The 17,817-nt window shown below is 51.1% G+C and carries 9 protein-coding genes; 6 read left to right on the top strand and 3 right to left on the bottom strand.

Annotation, left to right across the window (positions count from 1 at the left end; all coding sequences use genetic code 11):
* Positions 1-45: 45 nt before the first annotated feature.
* Together KI362_RS14175 and KI362_RS14170 are read right to left on the bottom strand one after the other, a co-directional pair.
* Complete coding sequence (locus tag KI362_RS14175; RefSeq protein WP_301627925.1) at positions 46-1,824, bottom strand: ABC transporter ATP-binding protein; 1,779 nt, start codon at positions 1,822-1,824, stop codon at positions 46-48.
* Complete coding sequence (locus KI362_RS14170; RefSeq protein WP_301627923.1) at positions 1,811-3,586, bottom strand: ABC transporter ATP-binding protein; 1,776 nt, start codon at positions 3,584-3,586, stop codon at positions 1,811-1,813. The genes KI362_RS14175 and KI362_RS14170 overlap by 14 nt, the downstream gene beginning before the upstream one ends.
* Before the next feature lie 578 nt (positions 3,587-4,164).
* Between KI362_RS14170 and KI362_RS14165 the strand changes: the two genes are divergently transcribed.
* A complete protein-coding gene (locus KI362_RS14165; protein WP_301627922.1) occupies positions 4,165-8,883 on the top strand; it encodes a carbohydrate binding domain-containing protein in 4,719 nt (1,572 codons plus the stop codon).
* Between the two features lie 554 nt (positions 8,884-9,437).
* Positions 9,438-11,120 carry a methyl-accepting chemotaxis protein gene (locus KI362_RS14160; RefSeq protein ID WP_301627921.1) on the top strand — a complete coding sequence of 561 codons (1,683 nt, stop codon included), beginning with the start codon at positions 9,438-9,440 and terminating at the stop codon, positions 11,118-11,120.
* On the opposite strand, the gene KI362_RS14155 is transcribed toward KI362_RS14160, so the two are convergent.
* Positions 11,117-11,440, bottom strand: coding sequence for an iron-sulfur cluster biosynthesis family protein (locus KI362_RS14155; RefSeq protein WP_212938833.1), 324 nt, complete (start codon positions 11,438-11,440; stop codon positions 11,117-11,119). The genes KI362_RS14160 and KI362_RS14155 overlap by 4 nt on opposite strands.
* 160 nt (positions 11,441-11,600) lie before the next feature.
* Between KI362_RS14155 and KI362_RS14150 the strand changes: the two genes are divergently transcribed.
* From KI362_RS14150 to KI362_RS14135, 4 genes are all read left to right on the top strand, one after another.
* Positions 11,601-12,077, top strand: coding sequence for a V4R domain-containing protein (locus tag KI362_RS14150; protein ID WP_301627912.1), 477 nt, complete (start codon positions 11,601-11,603; stop codon positions 12,075-12,077).
* Positions 12,078-12,283: 206 nt separating this feature from the next.
* Complete coding sequence (locus KI362_RS14145) at positions 12,284-13,417, top strand: YecA family protein (protein WP_301627910.1); 1,134 nt, start codon at positions 12,284-12,286, stop codon at positions 13,415-13,417.
* 51 nt (positions 13,418-13,468) lie between these two features.
* Positions 13,469-14,671, top strand: a complete 1,203-nt coding sequence (locus KI362_RS14140) for an exonuclease SbcCD subunit D (RefSeq protein ID WP_301627906.1) — start codon at positions 13,469-13,471, stop codon at positions 14,669-14,671.
* A complete protein-coding gene (locus KI362_RS14135; RefSeq protein WP_301627903.1) occupies positions 14,628-17,720 on the top strand; it encodes an AAA family ATPase in 3,093 nt (1,030 codons plus the stop codon). The genes KI362_RS14140 and KI362_RS14135 overlap by 44 nt, the downstream gene beginning before the upstream one ends.
* Positions 17,721-17,817: the final 97 nt, after the last annotated feature.

The following is a 17,817-nucleotide window of genomic DNA, read 5'->3' as shown; positions in this document are numbered from 1 at the left end:
GCCCCCAGCAGCCATATTTTTAGTTCAACTTATATAATATCTTTATTATACGACTTCCATCTTCTGTGCGCTGTACAGTCGGTGGTACAGACCTTGCTTCGCCATCAGCTCGTCATGCGAGCCTGATTCGGCGATGCCTTTGTCCGATACGTACATGATTCGGTCGCAGTTTCTGACAGTAGACAGACGGTGCGCAATGATGAACGAGGTGCGGCCTTTGAGCAGCTCGTTCAGACCTTGCTGCAACAGGCGTTCTGTCTTGGCATCGATGGACGAGGTCGCTTCGTCCAGGATCAGAATCTTCGGATCGGCAAGCAATGTCCGGGCGAAGGAGATCAACTGGCGTTGGCCCTGCGATAGCTTGGAGCCGCGTTCGTTCACCTCGGTCAAGTAGCCGTCCTCGAATTCTCGAATAAATTCGTCCGCACACACGGTCTTCGCGGCAGCAATAATCTCTTCTTCCGTGGCATCCAGACGTCCGTAGCGGATATTATCCAGGATCGTTCCCGAGAAAATAAAGCTATCTTGAAGCATAATACCCATCTGACTGCGAAGCGACTTCAAGGTAACTTGGGAGATGTCCTGCCCATCGATCAGAATCTTTCCGCCGGTCAGATTATAGAAGCGGGAGATCAAGTTGACGACAGTCGTCTTGCCTGCTCCGGTAGGGCCGACAAGGGCAATGCTCTCGCCAGGCTTGATATCGAAGTTCAGGTTTTCCAGTACGTTAATCCCAGGGTCATAACCAAAGGTCACATTGTCAAAGGTGACTCTGCCTTGTACGGGCGGCAGTTCTTTGGCGTCAGGCACATCGCTCACCGTTACCGGCTCATCCAGGGTTTCAAATATACGCTCCAGATAGGCAACGGCATTAATGAAGCTATTGTACAGGTTAGACAGGTTAAGAATAGGCTGCCAGAACCGGAAGGCATAGCTGCTCATAGCGAGAATAACCCCAAAGGTAACATCCTGTGGACTGAGGGCCAGAAGCCCAACCAGATAGAGCAAGGCGGACACGATGGTTGCCAGGTTATCCACCGAGAATGGAATCAAGGCGTTGTAGCGTAATGCTCTCATCCACTCTGTACGGAAATTGGTTGCCAGTCGGGTAAAGATACCTTCATTATGCTGCTCCCGGGAGAAAATTTGTGTCACCCGGATACCGCTGATGCTCTCCTGCAGATATGCGTTCAGGTTCGAGCTTTTGTTCGATACGGCCTGCCAAGCCCGGCGCTGCTTGTTCTTGATAAGCAGCATAATGCCGAGGAAGACGGGAAGTCCGGCAAGAATGACGAAGGAGAGCTTTACGTCGACGGCGAACATAAATGCCGCGATAAAGATCAGGTTAAGCATTTCAAGAATAAAGTTGATAATTCCGTTCGACAACACATCGGACACCGAGTTAACGTAGTTGACTACCCGGATCAGGATTTTACCTTGCGGACGATCATCATAATATTTGAACGGCAGCTCTTGCAGGTGCTTGAACAGATCCGTCCGGATATCGAAGATAATGTCCTGTCCGACACGGGTCATGATCCGGGAGCGGATCGTCGCAAGATACACGCTGACAACAATGGTCGCGAGCATCAGTGCAGACCAGCCGAACAGCGATCCTACAGACTTTGCCGGAATGGTTACGTCGACTACGTGCTGCATGATAAGCGGTGCAGACAACGCGATCGCCGCGGACAGAGCACTCAAAATGAAGGCGATAATCATCGGTTTTTTCTGTTTTTTAATATAGATCATGGCCCGGCGAAAGTGCCGTATATCAAATGGTGACTCCAGATTTTCGTCGATGTCGAATTTATTTCGTGCCATTTCCGGTCACCTGCCTTCCGATTCCTTCGTTTTGGAGCATGAATACATCATAGTAGTATCCGCGCTTCGCCAGCAGCTCCTTATGTGAGCCTTCCTCGACCAGACGACCATTGTCCAGGATCAAGATGCGGTCAGCTTGCGCTGTTGTGGATACGCGCTGAGCAATAATAATTTTGGTGCAAGGATAATCCAGCTCACGCAGGCTCTTCTGAATATGCTCCTCTGTCTCCAGGTCGACTGCCGAGGTCGTATCGTCGAGGATCAGAATCGGACGATGAACGGCCAGCGCCCGGGCAAGAGCAATCCGCTGCTTCTGTCCGCCGGACAGGCCCACGCCGCGTTCCCCGACAATCGTATCGTAGCCATCAGGCATTTTGAGAATAAAGTCATGGGCGGCCGCAAGACGAGCATTATGAACCGTATCCTCTTCGGATAAATCCGGGTTCCCGAATGCGATATTCCCGTCAATGGTATCGGAGAAGAGCAGTACATCCTGGGTCGCAATCCCGATATTTCCGCGCAATTCATCGAGCTCCAGCTTGCGGACATCCTTGCCGTCAACCCGCACCGTCCCCTCTGAAACATCGTAGAAGCGCGGGATCAGGTTGATCAGCGTGGTTTTGCCTGAACCGGTCGACCCCATTATAGCGATAGTCTCGCCAGGATTAATCGTGAAGCTGACATCATGGAGCACCTCAATCCCGTCATACTTGAAGCTTACATGATCAAATTGAATGCGGCCCTCATAACGGCGCATCTCCGTCAGCTTATGCTCGTTGACAATATCGGGCTTGGCATAATAGACCTCGATAATTTTGCTCAAGCTGGCGAAAAACCGTTGGAAGTCATTGATTATAATCCCGATATTACGCATCGGGTTGGAAATGGCCCACACCAAAGAGGAGAAGGCTGCGAATTCCCCGAAGGTAATTCGGCCGTTCATGACGAACAGACCGCCTACGAACAACAGTGTCACGCCAAAGGCTTGCGCAAAGGTTTCCAGATAAGGAAAGTAATCAAGCCAGACGAGAGCTGCCTTTTTATTCGCTTGAGAATAGTTGATGTTTTTCTCGGTGAATTTCTCCACTTCGTAATCCTCGCGGGCAAAGGCTTTAACCACCCGATTTCCCGCAATGTTCTCCTGAGTTGTCGTATTCAACTGCGAGAGTCTTTCCCGCAGGTCTACATACATTGGACGAACCTTCTTGGCGAACAGGAAGGCTACCGCAAAGATAGCAGGCGACAGAATCAGCAGCCATAAGGTCAGTTGCACATCAATCGAAAAAAAGTAGATGACGGCTACAAGGAAAATTGTGAGCGATTCGATGATCGTCTTGATAATCCATGATAAGGAGTGCCGCACCATGTCGAGATCCCCGGTCATCTTTGTCATAAGATCCCCGGTTCGATTGTGATCGTAATAATGCATGTCCTGGCCTTGAATCTTGTTGTACAGATAAATTCTCACATCGTAAAGCATGTTCTGTGAAGCGCGTTCATATTGCATCGTCGTAACATAAGCCACCCCTGTTCTTAACAGGGTAAAGCCGATCATAGCCAGACAGAGCGTGATGAGCAAGCCCCGCTTATCTGTCAGGTTCTGAATTGCATTGTCGCCCGAAATAAACGTGTCGACAATTTGTTGGCCTATGTAGGGGTTCGCAATCATCAGAGAGGAGCCCACCACCGAGAGGCAAAGCGCGAGAATATACCGTGCCCGGTTACCCTCAAGATTTTGCCATAGCCATTTTAGTTCGAACATTCCATCACCCGCTTTGGTTTGTTTTGATTCATGTTGAAGAGAAAAAATTCTGTACCCAATCAACAAACTAAAGCGATTATACCACTACCAGAAATGGCGTCTACCCGTTTTTAAATATTTGTTTCAACAAATAACTGAATCGTTTCCGGTATGGAATAAACTGCTCTTTTCTTCCAGTTTAGTGCGACTAATTCCTATGGGTTTTGTCTCTTTAATTTTGAGCTAAATCGGGTGTAAGTTCTGTTTCTTCCTATATATTAAATCCAGAAGCAAGCTATAGGAGCTGAGGTACGAGAGCTCAAAAAAACAAGATTTTTGATGAGGCGCCTTAGGAGTAGGTTATAGAGTCTGTCGATTTCTTCAACTTTCATAGATGTTTTGTCAAAGGGATTGTCCTTGAAATAAAGAGAGGCTAAACTAATCAGCACAGGAGAGATTCAGGTTTGGAAGGAGGACATTTTCTGGCTGAAGAGTTCGGATTGTTCCACAGATGGTAAGCGCTATCATGCCCTTTGTTATCTTATTTGCGAAACCGGTTTAGGAATCGAACAGGAATCTAAGAAGGGGGAGACAGTCTTATGATGATGGTATCCGGTAAAAAAATGCTCAGACCGTTTATGGCTATTCTGCTTGTTCTCATGCTGTTTGGAAGCTTGCTGGCTGATTTGGGCAGTATGGCTGCGGCTCAGACCAGCGGAGCTATAAATTCGCCGTTTAGCGATGTGCAAGGTCATTGGGCCGGGGAACAGATCAGAAAGTGGGCCGCACTTGGAATTGCTGAAGGCAGCGAGGGAAAGTTCAGGCCGGGAGATGAGGTGAGCCGCGCTGAACTAGTCAAACTGGTCAATGCTCTATTCGGCTATAAGACAGATGGAGGGAATACTGGAGGAGGCTTCATCGATGTAGAGCAAGGAAAATGGTATACGGGTCATGTAGCTGCCGCTAAAGAAGCAGGATATATGGCGGGCTATCCGGATGGAAGCTTCAAGCCGGGCGGAAGGGTTACCCGTCAGGATGCAGCTAAAGTGATCGGAGCCTTGTTTTATTTGAGTAATTCGAATCCGGTTTCGTTAGAAGGCTTTCAGGATAAAGAACAGGTTGCTTCTTATGTGGCTGACGCGCTGTCCGCGCTAGTTGCTGCTGGAAGTATGAAGGGCTTTCCCGACGGAACACTTCGTCCTCAGGCGGTCATATCACGTGCCGAGCTCCTCGTGCTGCTGGATCGTGCGGCCGGAGAGATTATCCATCAGCCGGGGCAATACTCGGGAATTGCAGCAACTGGAAACATGCTGATTGCGAGCCAGGAGGTTGCGTTGGAAGACTCTTCAATCGCAGGAAACTTGCTGGTGACACCGGGAGCTGACGGCAAGGGAATTTCGCTGGAGGGCGTGACGGTAAAAGGAACAATGTATGTGAACGGAGGAGATTCTGTTCGTGTTAGCAATTCCACAATTGCCGCCGTAGAGATTGCTCGCCAGTACGGTAAGAGCGTTGAATTCATCGTGGATGGAAGCATGATCGGACATTTAACCTTATCCAGTGATGCGGTAATCATGTTGAATGAGACCTCTACAATTGAACAGTTGACCATCCAGGATACGGCTAAAAATGTTACTTTAGGCGGCAAAGCTTTAACGCCGGGTACGATCTATCAGGTCATTGAAGGCCAGCTGACTGAAAAGGGGAAGGCGCCAGCAGGCACCGTACCGACCCCGCAAGCTCCTGCAGTGCCTGGGGGACAATCTGGAGGAGGCGGCAATAACGGTGGCGGTGGAACCGATAATGGCAACAAGGAGCTCTGGAGGCTGGTGTGGAGCGATGAGTTCGACAATAGCGGAAGCAATCTGGACAGCAATGGCCTTGACCTCGATAAATGGGGGTATCAGGAAGGAACGGGCTCTCAGTACGGGCTGGATGGCTGGGGCAATGAAGAACAGCAGTATTACTCAAGGGATAATATCAAGGTTGAGGACGGCAAGCTGACGATTACCGCAAGGAAGGAGCATGTGGAGAATAAGCCTTACACGTCCGGCCGGATCTGGACCTCCCCTACCTTCTCGAAAACCTATGGGAAATTTGAAGCTAAAATAAAAATGCCGGTGGGCGAGGGACTCTGGCCTGCTTTCTGGATGATGCCGCAGGATAGTGAATACGGTGTGTGGGCCTCCTCAGGCGAGATCGATATTATGGAAGCCAGGGGGAGACTGCCTGAGGTTGTTGGCGGGACGGCTCACTTTGGAAAGGCATGGCCCAACAACAAGTACGTCGGAGGCGAATATGACTTTCCGGCAGGCCAGTCCATCGATAGCGATTACCATATCTACGCTGTGGAATGGGAGCCGGGAGAGCTTCGCTGGTATGTAGACGGCAAGCTGTATTACAAGCTGAATGAATGGAGCAGTCAGGGCGTAGGCCAGCCGGATAAATACGCATTCCCTGCGCCGTTCGATAAGCCATTTCATATGATCCTGAACCTGGCGGTCGGAGGAACCTATGACGGAAACCGGATCCCTCCGGATTCGAAGCTTCCCGCTCAAATGGAGGTCGACTATGTTCGGGCTTATGAATTGGCGGGCAGACCATACAGAACGCCGGTAGAACCCGTGCTGAATAAGGATCCGATTCCGGCAGAAGCACGGAAGCCGATAAATGGAAGCTATATTTCCGATCCCAACTTTGAACGTGGGCTTAACGATATCACAGTGCCAGGACAGGCGCTTGATCCGGACGACTGGAACTTCCTGCATACCCCTGAATTTGGCGGGGCGGGTTCGGCGGCTATTGAACCGATAAACCAGAGTCCTTTTGTCAAAATCATACCAACCAATGGCGGTAACCAAAATTATTCGCTCCAACTCATTCAGCATGTGCCTCTGGTCAAAGGACGCATCTATAAGCTCAGCTTTGATGCCAAGGCTTCGGCTAACCGCTCGATTGCGGTTAAGCTGGGCGGGGATGCAGATAACGGATGGGCAGCTTATTCGGATAATTTCGACACCGTATTAAGTTCAGATGCGGATCCGCAGCATTTTGAATATCGCTTCCAGATGTCTCATCCCACGGATGTGACAGCCCGGCTGGAGTTCAATGTGGGGCTGGACACAAATACGGTATGGATCGGCAATGTCAGGCTGGAAGAGGTTGAACAGCTTGTAGAACCCAACGGGATCAAGACGCCTCTTGAAAATGGAAACCACGTGTATAATGGTTCATTTGACTTGGGGACGATGGATCGGATGACGTTCTGGAACTTCCTTGCCGAAGGGGCGACTGCTCAGGCAAGCGTCGATCCTCAGGAGCGGGCCTTAAACGTGAGGATCGCTGACGGCGGCGGCAGTCCAGAATCTGTCCGTCTCATCCAGAAGGGGATCGAGCTGCTTCAGAGCGATGAATATGAGCTGTCCTTCGATGCCCGATCCGATGCAGTGCGCGGAATTAACGTCAAGCTGGCCAGCAAGGATGGCCTGACCACATACCACGAGAGCACCATAGGTGTGGGAGTCGCAATGACTAATAAAATTGTAGGGTTTACGATGCCGGAAGGGGTTAGCGATCAAGAGAGTCAATTGATTTTCGAATTGGGGGGAAGCCCCGCTTCAATCAAGTTGGATCAGATCTCGCTGATTCGAAAGAGTAATCATAACGTGGATTATAGCGAGATTAGTATGTATCCGTTGATTAATGGGCAATTTGAATCGGATTTAGAAGGCTGGGAGCCGTTCGTTCAGGATGCATCCGCAACCTTTCACACGGAAGATCGGACGGCAACCATCCAAATTGCCAATTCTGGAGGTCAGGACTGGAATGTGATGCTGATGCAGCCGGGTCTCGAGCTGAGTAAAGGAATCACTTACAAGCTGTCCTTCGAGGCTAAATCCTCGGAGGCCAGAAATGCGCTGCTCACCTTGGAGGATGCGGCCTATCAGCGCCAGTTTGACTCGGGCAGCATCGCTCTCGGAACCGCTTGGAAGACCTATGATTATACATTCAAAGTTACGAAGAATGAATTGTCCACGTTCAAATTGCAATTGGGCAATGCCAAGCTTCCAAATGCCCATGAGGTTTCAATCCGGAACGTGGTGCTCGAAATGAAGGACGCTCCTCTCAAGCGTCCGCCGCTTCTTAAGGCAGACCAAATCGATAATAGGATTGGTGAGCCTATTGAGCTGACCTTTACAGATCATCCGGATTGGCGCAGCCATATTCGCACAGTCCTTGTAAAGGATGAACCGCTTGAAGCGGACCAATATACGGTAGAAGCGAGCCGGCTTAAACTGGCCGCCGAGGTATTCCCGGATTCGGGCAGTTATACGGTGAAGGTTCTGGCTGACGGATACGCCTATACCAAAGTAACTCAGACGATGATTGCCGGGGATGGCAACCTGCTGGCAAATGGCAGCTTCTCTGCCGGAACTGCGGGCTGGGAGCTGCTGGTCAATAATCCCCCGGATTCCCAATTTGAAGTAAAGGATGGAACGGCCGAAATTCAGATCAGCTATTATGGCGGCGTAACTACAGAGTGGGGAGACCCCGTGCCCGTAAGCTGGTATACCCAGCTCGTCCAAAAGGGCGTCAAAATTGAGCAGGGAAAAGCTTATGAATTATCCTTCCGAGCTTGGTCATCTATGGATCGCCCGATTTTTATCGAGCTTACGGGGTATAGCGGTGACAAGCTGCCCTTCTCGTTGACGGACAATCGGGAGAAGGAGCACCGGACGGTCATCAGACCCGCAAATGATGCTGCATTCGAGCTAAAGTTCCTGCTCGGAAATGTCATCTTCGAAGATGAAGCAACTGCAGATCAAGAGCATATTGTCTGGATTGATGATGTAGTCCTGAGGGAGCTTCCGGCTTCGCCGGAGCCCCCTGCCGGTGATGAGAATCTTGCACTTAATAAGAAGGTGGTTGCCTCTAGTTCGAATACGAGCTTTAATCCCGCAGTGATCACCGATGGAAACACCGACACGCGCTGGGAAGCGGACTACAATCAAAATAGTGTGACGGAGTGGGTCTATATTGACTTGGAAAAGGTACATGACCTGAACCTGATCCAAGTGGATTGGGAGCGGGCTTATCCGGCGGCTATGGAGCTTCAGGTTGCTGATACCCTGCCTGCGGATGATTCGGGCTGGACGACCGTCGAATCCCTCCAGCTGGAGGGTGCGGTTGATGACAGATGGACCCAATTCATTGACCTGAGCGGGAAAAATATAAGGGGAAGATATGTGCGGATTTTCATGACAGACCGCCATTTCCCTCCCTATGGACCGTCGATTTATGAGATAATTGTTCATTAATGAATATCTTGCCATAGAGGAAATGAACAAGAGGGTATCCCGAAAGTAAAGTAAAGTTCTGTACATCCTTAATAATAAAATAGGGTGGTATTCATATAGAAACATAGGGTGATATTTATATAGAAACCAAGGAGCTAAGCGGCCTTCTCTCGCTTGATTCCTTGGTTTCTTGCGTCCACTGCGGCTTTCTTGATCAAGTTATGAGCGAGGGGAAATCCGCCCGACCTCAAAACTTACTTTTGGCAAGCATTGAAGCTTTAGCATTCTGCAATATAATCGCCGCCCAAGCCCCACGCCAGCGAATTTTAATGCCTTTTAGCACTAAAATCGCCGCACGAACATCCTCGCCAATCATTTTAGGGCTTATCGACACTTGTTACGCAACGCACGGCTTAACCTCACTTTGAAAAAGGTGTCCCCAATCACCTACGATGGTTTTAGGACAGTCCCTTTATTTACAGCATGCCGGATCAGGTATTATATAAATCACAGTTTTTTTATGAAATTTCATTGAAAATGGTACAGAACTGATGAAGAAGGAGATTCGAAAAAACATGTTTAAATCGTTAACCGGAAAAATATTGCTTATTATCGTCGTGCTGATCTCGGCATGCACGATTTCTTTTACCGCCATATCATCCTTTGAAATTCAACAATCCGTGACCCGACAGATGAAGGATGACGGCAGCACACTTGTCGCCAATATCAAGCGTGCAGTCATTCAGGACGAGATTCTCAATCCGGAGGATCTGCAAAATATATTCCAGTCGATCAAAGAGGACAGTGGAGGCAACATCGTCTACGTGTCTCTGTCGGATTCGAATTCCAATCTGATTGTTTCGGATAACAGCCAGTTGGACCAAGGCCAATCGGCAAGCCAAGGAGATGCAACCTCGGCAGCCTCAACAACTGCTCACAGCAGTGTTGCGAAGGTAGTGGAGAATAAGGAAGCGATCGGGACGATTCTGCAAATGCCCTCGGGTGAGAAGGTCTATAACATTTCAACGGACTTCGCCTATAATCAGGAGCTGTCCGGTGTGCTGAATGTCGGTATCTCTCTGGAAAATATGTATGATCAAATCCGGCAATCCTTCGTCTGGACGCTTACGATTTCTTTGATCATTATGATCGCAGCCGTATTGATCGGGATCATTGCCGCTAAGAAAATTATCCATCCGCTTACCCGTATGTCGCAGCAATTAAAGAAATATGCGGAAGGCGATTTCACCTGTGAGCTTCAATTCAAACAGAAGGATGAAATCGGAGTGATGTCCAGGGATCTGGCTAATATGAGACAAACGCTGGGAGTCCTGGTGACAAATATCCAGCGCAGCTCGAAGCAGATTGCAGACAACTCGCACATGCTGAGCTCCGTTATTAGTGAGAGCGCCAGCTCGACAGAGGAAATTTCAAGAGCTGCGGATGAACTGGCTGCCGGGGCAGGAGAGCTAGCGAATTACTCTCAGGAGGGCTTGAATCGATTACAGACGTTGGCCGATGAGATCATTCGGCTGACGGATCAAGCCAAAGAGATGAAGGCTCGAATTGAGCAAGTCGACGAAGCGAGTATTTCCGGTATGAATAGTGTTCGGGAGCTTCAGGAGGCTGTAGATAACAATGCAGCACTGACCCTGGAGATCGGGAAGGAAATGGATGACCTGGCATCCAAGTCGGAATTGATTACAGAGATTACCGCTGTGATCAGAGCCGTATCCGAGCAGACGAATCTGCTGGCCTTGAATGCGATGATCGAGAGCGCCAGAGCCGGCGAGCAGGGACGAGGCTTTGCTGTAGTCGCCGATCAGATTCGGAAGCTGGCTGAGCAGACGGCAAGCTCTGTTCAGAACATCGAAGGGATTGTGCAGCAGGTGAACGGGGCTATCGTGAAGACGCAGAATCACATGCATCAGGGTACTCGCCTTGCCCGCAGAACGACGGAGGCTTCTGCAGATACCGGACAAGCCTTTGGCGAGATTAAACATTCGGTGGCCGAGGTTATTCAAGGCATTGAAGTATTGGTCCAGGGAATTCATCAGTTGAATCAGGATAAGGACGGTACGGTTCTGGCAATGCATAGCATTGCAACAATTACACAGGAATCGACGGCATCCACGGAGGAAATCTCAGCTTCCATTGAACAGGAGCTGGCGACGATGGAGCAGATCTCCCATTCGACCGATGATCTGAACGAGGTCGTCCGGGAGATGGAGGAATTAACGGGGCGGTTCAAGTTTTAACGCAGATCCTGCAGCCGGACATTGCTGCTGAACAAGCCGGATGGGCTGCTGAGCTTAAAGGAAGGAAGCGGAAGGTTCGCTTCAAGCTGCATCTGTGCATCAAACAGGGAGGCTTGCTGCTGATCGACCACAAATGTGAAGGGGGCCGCGTCAATGGGCAAATCGGTGTCCAGCGGCTGCCGGATAATCTGTATGGCGGGAACTCCGTTGCAGCCGCAGTCCTCGGTGTCATATAATAGCTTGAATACGGACGGAGTCTGAACCTGAAGCTCGCGCAGCCGAGCCTCGGAATGGGAATCAAAATGCAAGGAAATTCTCATAGCCAAATAGTTCTCCTTTCTTGAGGCTAATTTCAACGATATTTCAAATTTAATTTAAAATAACATGATTGCCCGGTTCTTTTTGTGATTCTAGTCACGTACTCCTAATAAACCTCCCTTACAATGTAAAGAAATCCATCTAGAAAGGGAGAAAAGAGCTATGAGTATTTTACGTGAGACTAGGGATTCCATTCAAGGATTTACATATGAGGATATGAAAAAGACAGGCAGGCAGAAGCTGCCGAATTCGGTGCCGCTTGAATTGTACCGGGCGATCCGTCTGATCGGCATGTATCAGGCCCTGCCGTTGAAGGGAAAGAGCACGACCGCTGCGATTGGCAGAAAGATCGGCGACAGCTTGCCGGTTCAATCTGTGGACGAGCTGCTGGACTTTTTCCGAGAGCTTCAGATCGGGGATCCGCGCATCGTGCTGGAAGAAGAGCGGAAGCTTCATATTGCGGTGGAGGATTGCTTCTGTAAAGGACTTCCCGAGCTTGAGGAAAGCCTTGTCTGCGATCTGGAAGGTGCCATAATGGAGGGGGCCTTGAGCCGGATTTTCAATAAAGCGGTGCATGTCAAGGAGATCAAGTGTAATGTAAATGGGGACGAATGCTGCGAATATGAAGTCCGGCTATAAGGAGTTGTTCAAAAAGTCCGCTTTTTGAACACGCACTATTTAATAGGAATGGCAGTCAACTGTGGCTAACTTGCACAGGAGGCTGCTTTTTTTCTACTGCTCCTTGATCACAAAGATGACTTTCTGAATTGCCTCTTATGGAGGGAAGAGGGATTCGTGGTAGAATAATGAGATTGGAGTCAGTCTATGCAATGGAGGTAAGTTGGTTGTTAAATCATGAAATTGAAGAATCGATCGAGCAATTGAATATACAGCAGGCCATTATTGGCGTCCCTCAGCATACCCTGCGGGGATGTCTGGAGCTATGGAACCGGGGCAGGCTGTCTGCACTTGCGAAGGCGCACGAAATCTCGGGCCAGACCCGGATGTCCAAGGAAGAGCAGCTTACGGCAATAGAAGAAGCAATTCAGGATCCGGAGCAATTGGCTAACGTTCTGCTGATCCTGGATGAACAAGAGTGGGCTGTATTTGAGGATGCTTATCGCGTGGAAGAATTATCCGTACAGCGGGTTCCTTTCGGTTACTACCGGTTTTTGCTGGAGCACGGTTTCGTGTCTACTTTTTTCTACGATGCTCAGGTTGTTATGGTCATGCCGGAGGAAGTCAAGGCCGCTTATACGCGTCTGAATGACGAAGTATTCCAAATGAATCGCAGCAGAATGTCGCTGATTTTCAAATACCTCACGGCTATGACACATTTCTACGGGATCTTTACCGTGGAGAGCCTGACGGAGATGCTCAATCGGCATCATCCATCAGAACAGGTAAACCTCCAGCAGATGGAAGAGGCCGTCTCTTTCCTGTTGCGGAGAGAGCAGGAATTTGTCAGAGAGCGCGGCTTCATCGTTGATTCCAGCCTTGCGCACCATGCGGAAGCAGGAACATTGGAGCAGTTGATCTCTCAGACGAAAGGAAGACCGCACTACATTCCCGGGCAGGAAATGCTGATGAACTATGCGGACGGAGGATATTTTGAAGTTACGCCGCAACTTGAGGCGCTGAAGGTTTATGTTCAGGACCGGATGGCATGTGACGAGGTCACTGCAGAGGATTTGGCGGATGATATTCAAATGCTCTGTGCGATGGAAGAGCCGCTTGAGGCGTTGCTGCATGAGTTTGAGCGAAGAGATATCCTATTCAAGCATCAGCGGCAGGGCGAGGAAGTTCTTGGCTTGCTGAAGGATATTCAGAAGACGACACGCCTCTGGCGTCTTGGCGGACATACGCTCAAGGAGCTGGAGCGTCCGGCGGCAATGGCGACAAGCGCCAAGCCAGGCCGCAATGATCCTTGCCCCTGCGGCAGCGGCTTGAAGTATAAGAAATGCTGCGGCAAAGGCTAGACCTGCATGAGGAGCGAAAATGAAGAAATTGGCGAGATGGAGGTTTGAATTATGAAAATACTTCACACCGCAGATTGGCACCTCGGCAAGCTGGTGCAGGGGGTCTATATGACCGAGGATCAACGGTTCGTGCTGGAGCAATTGCTGGGTGTGATCGAGACGGAGCGTCCGGATGCCGTGATCATCGCCGGGGATTTGTATGACCGTGCAGTTCCTCCCACAGAGGCGGTGCAGCTGCTGGATGAAATACTGGAGCGGATCGTGCTGCGCCTTCGGGTTCCCGTTCTGGCGATTGCAGGCAATCATGACAGCCCGGCACGTCTTAATTTCGCTAACCGGATTATGCGTGCTTCCGGGCTGCATATGGCCGGGGAGCTTACGCTTCCGGTTCAGACGGCGCGGCTTCAGGACGAGTTCGGCCCGGTGGATTTTCATCTGGTGCCGTATACGGAGCCTGGAATTGTCCGGTTTATGACCGGCGATGAATCGGTACGCTCCCATCACGATGCGATGCGGGCGATTACGGACCGAATTCGGGAGGAGATGGACCCGGCGGCAAGACATGTGCTTGTGGGACATGCCTTCGTGACCCCTCATGGAGAAGCAGAACCGAATACAAGCGATTCGGAGCGGCCTCTCACGATTGGCGGAGCGGAGCATGTCAGTGCGGCGCACTTTGACGGCTTCCATTACACAGCGCTGGGCCACCTTCATCAGGCTCATTTCGTTGGGCAAGAGCATGTGCAATATGCAGGGTCACCGCTCAAGTATTCCATTTCGGAGGAGCATCACAAGAAAGGATATTTGATGGTGGAGCTGGATGCGGAGGGCAAGGTATCCGTTGAGAAAAGGGAGCTGTCGCCGCGCCGCGATATGCGGGCGGTAGAGGGCTTCATCGCGGACCTGGAGCGCCATCCGGTCAACGAGGATTATGTCTTCGTCCGGCTGCTGGATCAAGCGGCGGTCACATCGCCGATGGAACGAATCCGTGCTGTCTACCCGAATGCCATGCATGTTGAGCGGAAGCCGGCACTGGAGCAATTGGCCGGGATCCGGGAGGCCGGCTCCACCACCGGAAGAGCCAAGATGGACGGCTTATCGCTCTTTAAGGCTTTCTATGAGGATGTGACGGGAAGCCCTCCATCCTCTGATACAGAGAGGCTATTGATGGAGACACTGCGGGAAATTGCACTGGAGGAGGGGGAGCGCCATGAAGCCCATCAAGCTGACGATGACGGCGTTCGGGCCGTATAAGGATACCGAGATTATCGATTTTGGCGAATTGGCGGAGAACCGTCTGTTCGTGGTATCCGGAAATACGGGAGCCGGTAAAACCTCGATCTTCGATGCGATCTGCTTCGCGCTCTATGGAAGCGCCAGTGGAGAAGACCGCAATGACAGCCGGATGCTGCGCAGCCATTTTGCAGAGGATCAGGTGCACACCTCGGTTGAACTGGAATTTGAGTTGAAGGGGCAAGTGTACCGGGTATTCCGGCAGCTCGCCCATGTGAAGGAAGGAAATAAAGGGGCTACAGGAGATCGTTACGAGCTGTATCAGCTTTCCGGCGGAGAGCCTGTTCCGCTGACCGACCGCTTTATTGTCACTCAGGTCGACGACAAGATCAGGCAGCTGATCGGTCTGACCCGGGAGCAATTCAGCCAGATCGTCATGCTGCCGCAAGGCGAATTCCGCAAGCTGCTGACCTCGGAGACCGAGGATAAGGAAGAGATTCTGCGGCGGATTTTCCGGACCGGGATCTACAAGCATGTCGCCGATCATTTGAATGTAAAGCGGAAGGAAATGCAGCAGATTGGGTTGGCGCTGCAGCAGACCCGGGATGGCTATATCGATCATATTAAAAAGATGATTCCGGTCAGGGAAGGTTCATTGCTTGAGCATGTATTTCAGCAGGAATTCTGTAATGCGCATCAGGTTCTTGAGGCTCTGAGTGAAGAGGTCTTATATTACGAAGAGCTTACGAAGCAGCTTAAAGGCAAGCTGGAGCAGGAGACGGCTCAGCACAAGCAGTTGGCAGAACATTATCATCAGGCTAAAGTGCTGAATGCACAGTTTGACCTGCTGGACCAGCTTTCGAGTAAGCTCCATCAGCTGGCGGCTGAGGAGCCGGCTATGCAGGAGCTTGAGCAGCGGTTGAAGCTGGCAACTCAAGCCGTGCGGCTTCAGGTGCATAAGCAGCATTACCAGGAGGCAGTCGACGAGCTTGCCCGCAGAACAAAGCTGCTGGCGGAAGCAGAGACTGCGCTTCATCAGACACAGCAGCAGCTAGGTGAAGCGGAGACTGCCTTCAAAGCGGAGGAGCAGCTTGCGCAGGTCCGGGAAGAACAAGCACGTGAACTTGAGCGTCTTCAAGGCTATTTGCCGAAGGCCGAGGAGCTTCGAAAGAAGGAGCGGGTCGTTCGTGAACTGGATGCCGAGGTGAAGCAAGGAGCACGGAAGCTGGAGGAGCAGCAGGGGATTCTGGAAGGATTAACTCGGGATCGTCAGAAGCTTAGTGAAGAGATCGGAGTCAGTGAAGCGCGAACGGCGGAGCTGCCTGCTGTAACCGATAAGCTCCGGCTGCTAAGGGAGCAAGCCAAGCTGATTCAGGAACTGACGAAGCTGAACGCTTCGTTGAAGGGCCAGCTACAGCTTCAAACCGAGCTGCGTACAGCGTTCGAGCAAGGGGATCAGGCTTACAGGAAGCTTGAAGAGCGCTGGATCGGCGGACAGGCCGGGCTGCTGGCGCGCCATCTTCATAAGGGGGAGGCTTGTCCGGTCTGCGGAAGTATGGAGCATCCTCAGAAGGCGGAGACGCAGCAAGACATTCCGGATCGTGAAGAGCTGGAGCGATTGCGCCGGGTACGTTCAGACGCGGAGCGGCACTACCTGGAGGCAGAGGCAGGCTGCAAAGCCTTGCAGCAGCAGCTGGAGGAGAAGGAGGCGCTTGCCCGCGAGCAGGGAATCTCCCTGGATCAATTGGAGCGTCTCTTTGATCGTCTTGTTCAACAAGGGAGACAACTGGCGGAAGAAGAGAAGCAACTGAAGGAAGAGCTTGCCGGCATGCCAGCAAGGAAGCAGCAGTTGGCTGCGCTTGAACGCAGCCAGGAGGATACCCGTACCGCGCGCGAGCAGCTGCAGCAGCATTGGGGAGAGCTGCGGACAGGCTTTGCCCGCGAGTCGGCTTTGCTGGAGCAGCTTCTGGCCGAGGTGCCGGAGGAATTAAGAAGCCTGGAGCAATTACAGCAAGGCATCCTGCAAGCCGAACAGCGTAAGCAGCAATTGGAGGCTTCCTGGCAGGAAGCGCAAAGACGCTACCGCGAGGCCCAGGACCGCTCGTTGCAGGCAACGGAGACCCGTAAGCATGCGGAGCGGTTAAAAATCGACACGGAGACGGCCTGTAAAAAATCGCAGCTCAGCTATTATGAAGCATTGGAGCGGGCAGGCTTTGCATCCGAAGAACGGTATAAGGAAGCCAAGCTTCCGGAATCGACGTTCTTGGAGCTGCAGCAGCAGCTTGAGGAGTATAAGTCAGAGGTTGCTCTGAACCGCAAACGGCTGGAGGAATTATCGGCAGAGCTAGCCGGTAAAGAGCGCTTGATGCTCTCCCAATTGGAGGAGCAGATGCAGGAGCTGGAGCAGCGGATCGAAGCAACCCGGGCAGGCACGATGGATGCCGGAGAGAAGCTTAGGAAATGTCTGGAGAGCGGGGAACAGATTCAAGCGGCTGAAGCCAAGTGGCAGGAGGCTGAACGGGAATATCAATTGGTCCGTGGATTGCATGATGTGATTCGCGGGGAGAACAGCAAGAAGCTGTCCTTTGAGCGCTATCTTCAGGTGGAGTTTCTGGAGCAGATTATTCATCAGGCCAATCAACGTCTTCAGCGGATTTCAGGGGGACAATACTATCTCATTCGTAGTGACCGGATGGAGAAGCGGGGCAAGCAAAGCGGGCTAGGCTTCGATGTCTATGATAACTATACCGGCCAGCTTCGGGATGTGAAGACGTTATCCGGGGGAGAAAAGTTCAATGCTTCCCTTTGTCTTGCGCTGGGCATGGCTGACGTGATCCAGGCCTATGAGGGCGGGATATCGCTTGAAACCATGTTCATTGATGAGGGCTTCGGCTCACTGGATGAAGAGTCTTTGAACAAAGCCATTGATACCCTGATTGACCTGCAACAGACGGGCCGAATGATTGGCGTCATCTCTCATGTCCAGGAGTTAAAACAGGCCATTCCTGCCATTCTCGAGGTCAAGAAGACCAAGGATGGACACAGTTATACCCAATTTTTCATTAAGTAGCTCGAGGCTGAACAATAGGCTGCTTAAGCTCGTCCTGTCCAAGTAATAAAGGATAGGGCGAGCTTTTTTTATCATCGAATGTAATATTATGTAACAA

Source organism: Paenibacillus apis, from assembly GCF_018333295.1.
GTDB lineage: Bacteria > Bacillota > Bacilli > Paenibacillales > Paenibacillaceae > Fontibacillus > Fontibacillus antibioticophila.
Note: the sequence above shows the minus strand (reverse complement) of the source record. Positions and strands in the feature narration are given on the sequence as shown.

Excerpts from the sequence above, each read along its gene's own strand:
- KI362_RS14175 (WP_301627925.1), bottom strand. The coding sequence starts at position 1,824 with ATGGCACGAAATAAATTCGACATCGACGAAAATCTGGAGTCACCATTT.
- KI362_RS14170 (WP_301627923.1), bottom strand. The coding sequence starts at position 3,586 with ATGTTCGAACTAAAATGGCTATGGCAAAATCTTGAGGGTAACCGGGCA.
- KI362_RS14165 (WP_301627922.1), top strand. The coding sequence starts at position 4,165 with ATGATGATGGTATCCGGTAAAAAAATGCTCAGACCGTTTATGGCTATT.
- KI362_RS14160 (WP_301627921.1), top strand. The coding sequence starts at position 9,438 with ATGTTTAAATCGTTAACCGGAAAAATATTGCTTATTATCGTCGTGCTG.
- KI362_RS14155 (WP_212938833.1), bottom strand. The coding sequence starts at position 11,440 with ATGAGAATTTCCTTGCATTTTGATTCCCATTCCGAGGCTCGGCTGCGC.
- KI362_RS14150 (WP_301627912.1), top strand. The coding sequence starts at position 11,601 with ATGAGTATTTTACGTGAGACTAGGGATTCCATTCAAGGATTTACATAT.
- KI362_RS14140 (WP_301627906.1), top strand. The coding sequence starts at position 13,469 with ATGAAAATACTTCACACCGCAGATTGGCACCTCGGCAAGCTGGTGCAG.
- KI362_RS14135 (WP_301627903.1), top strand. The coding sequence starts at position 14,628 with ATGAAGCCCATCAAGCTGACGATGACGGCGTTCGGGCCGTATAAGGAT.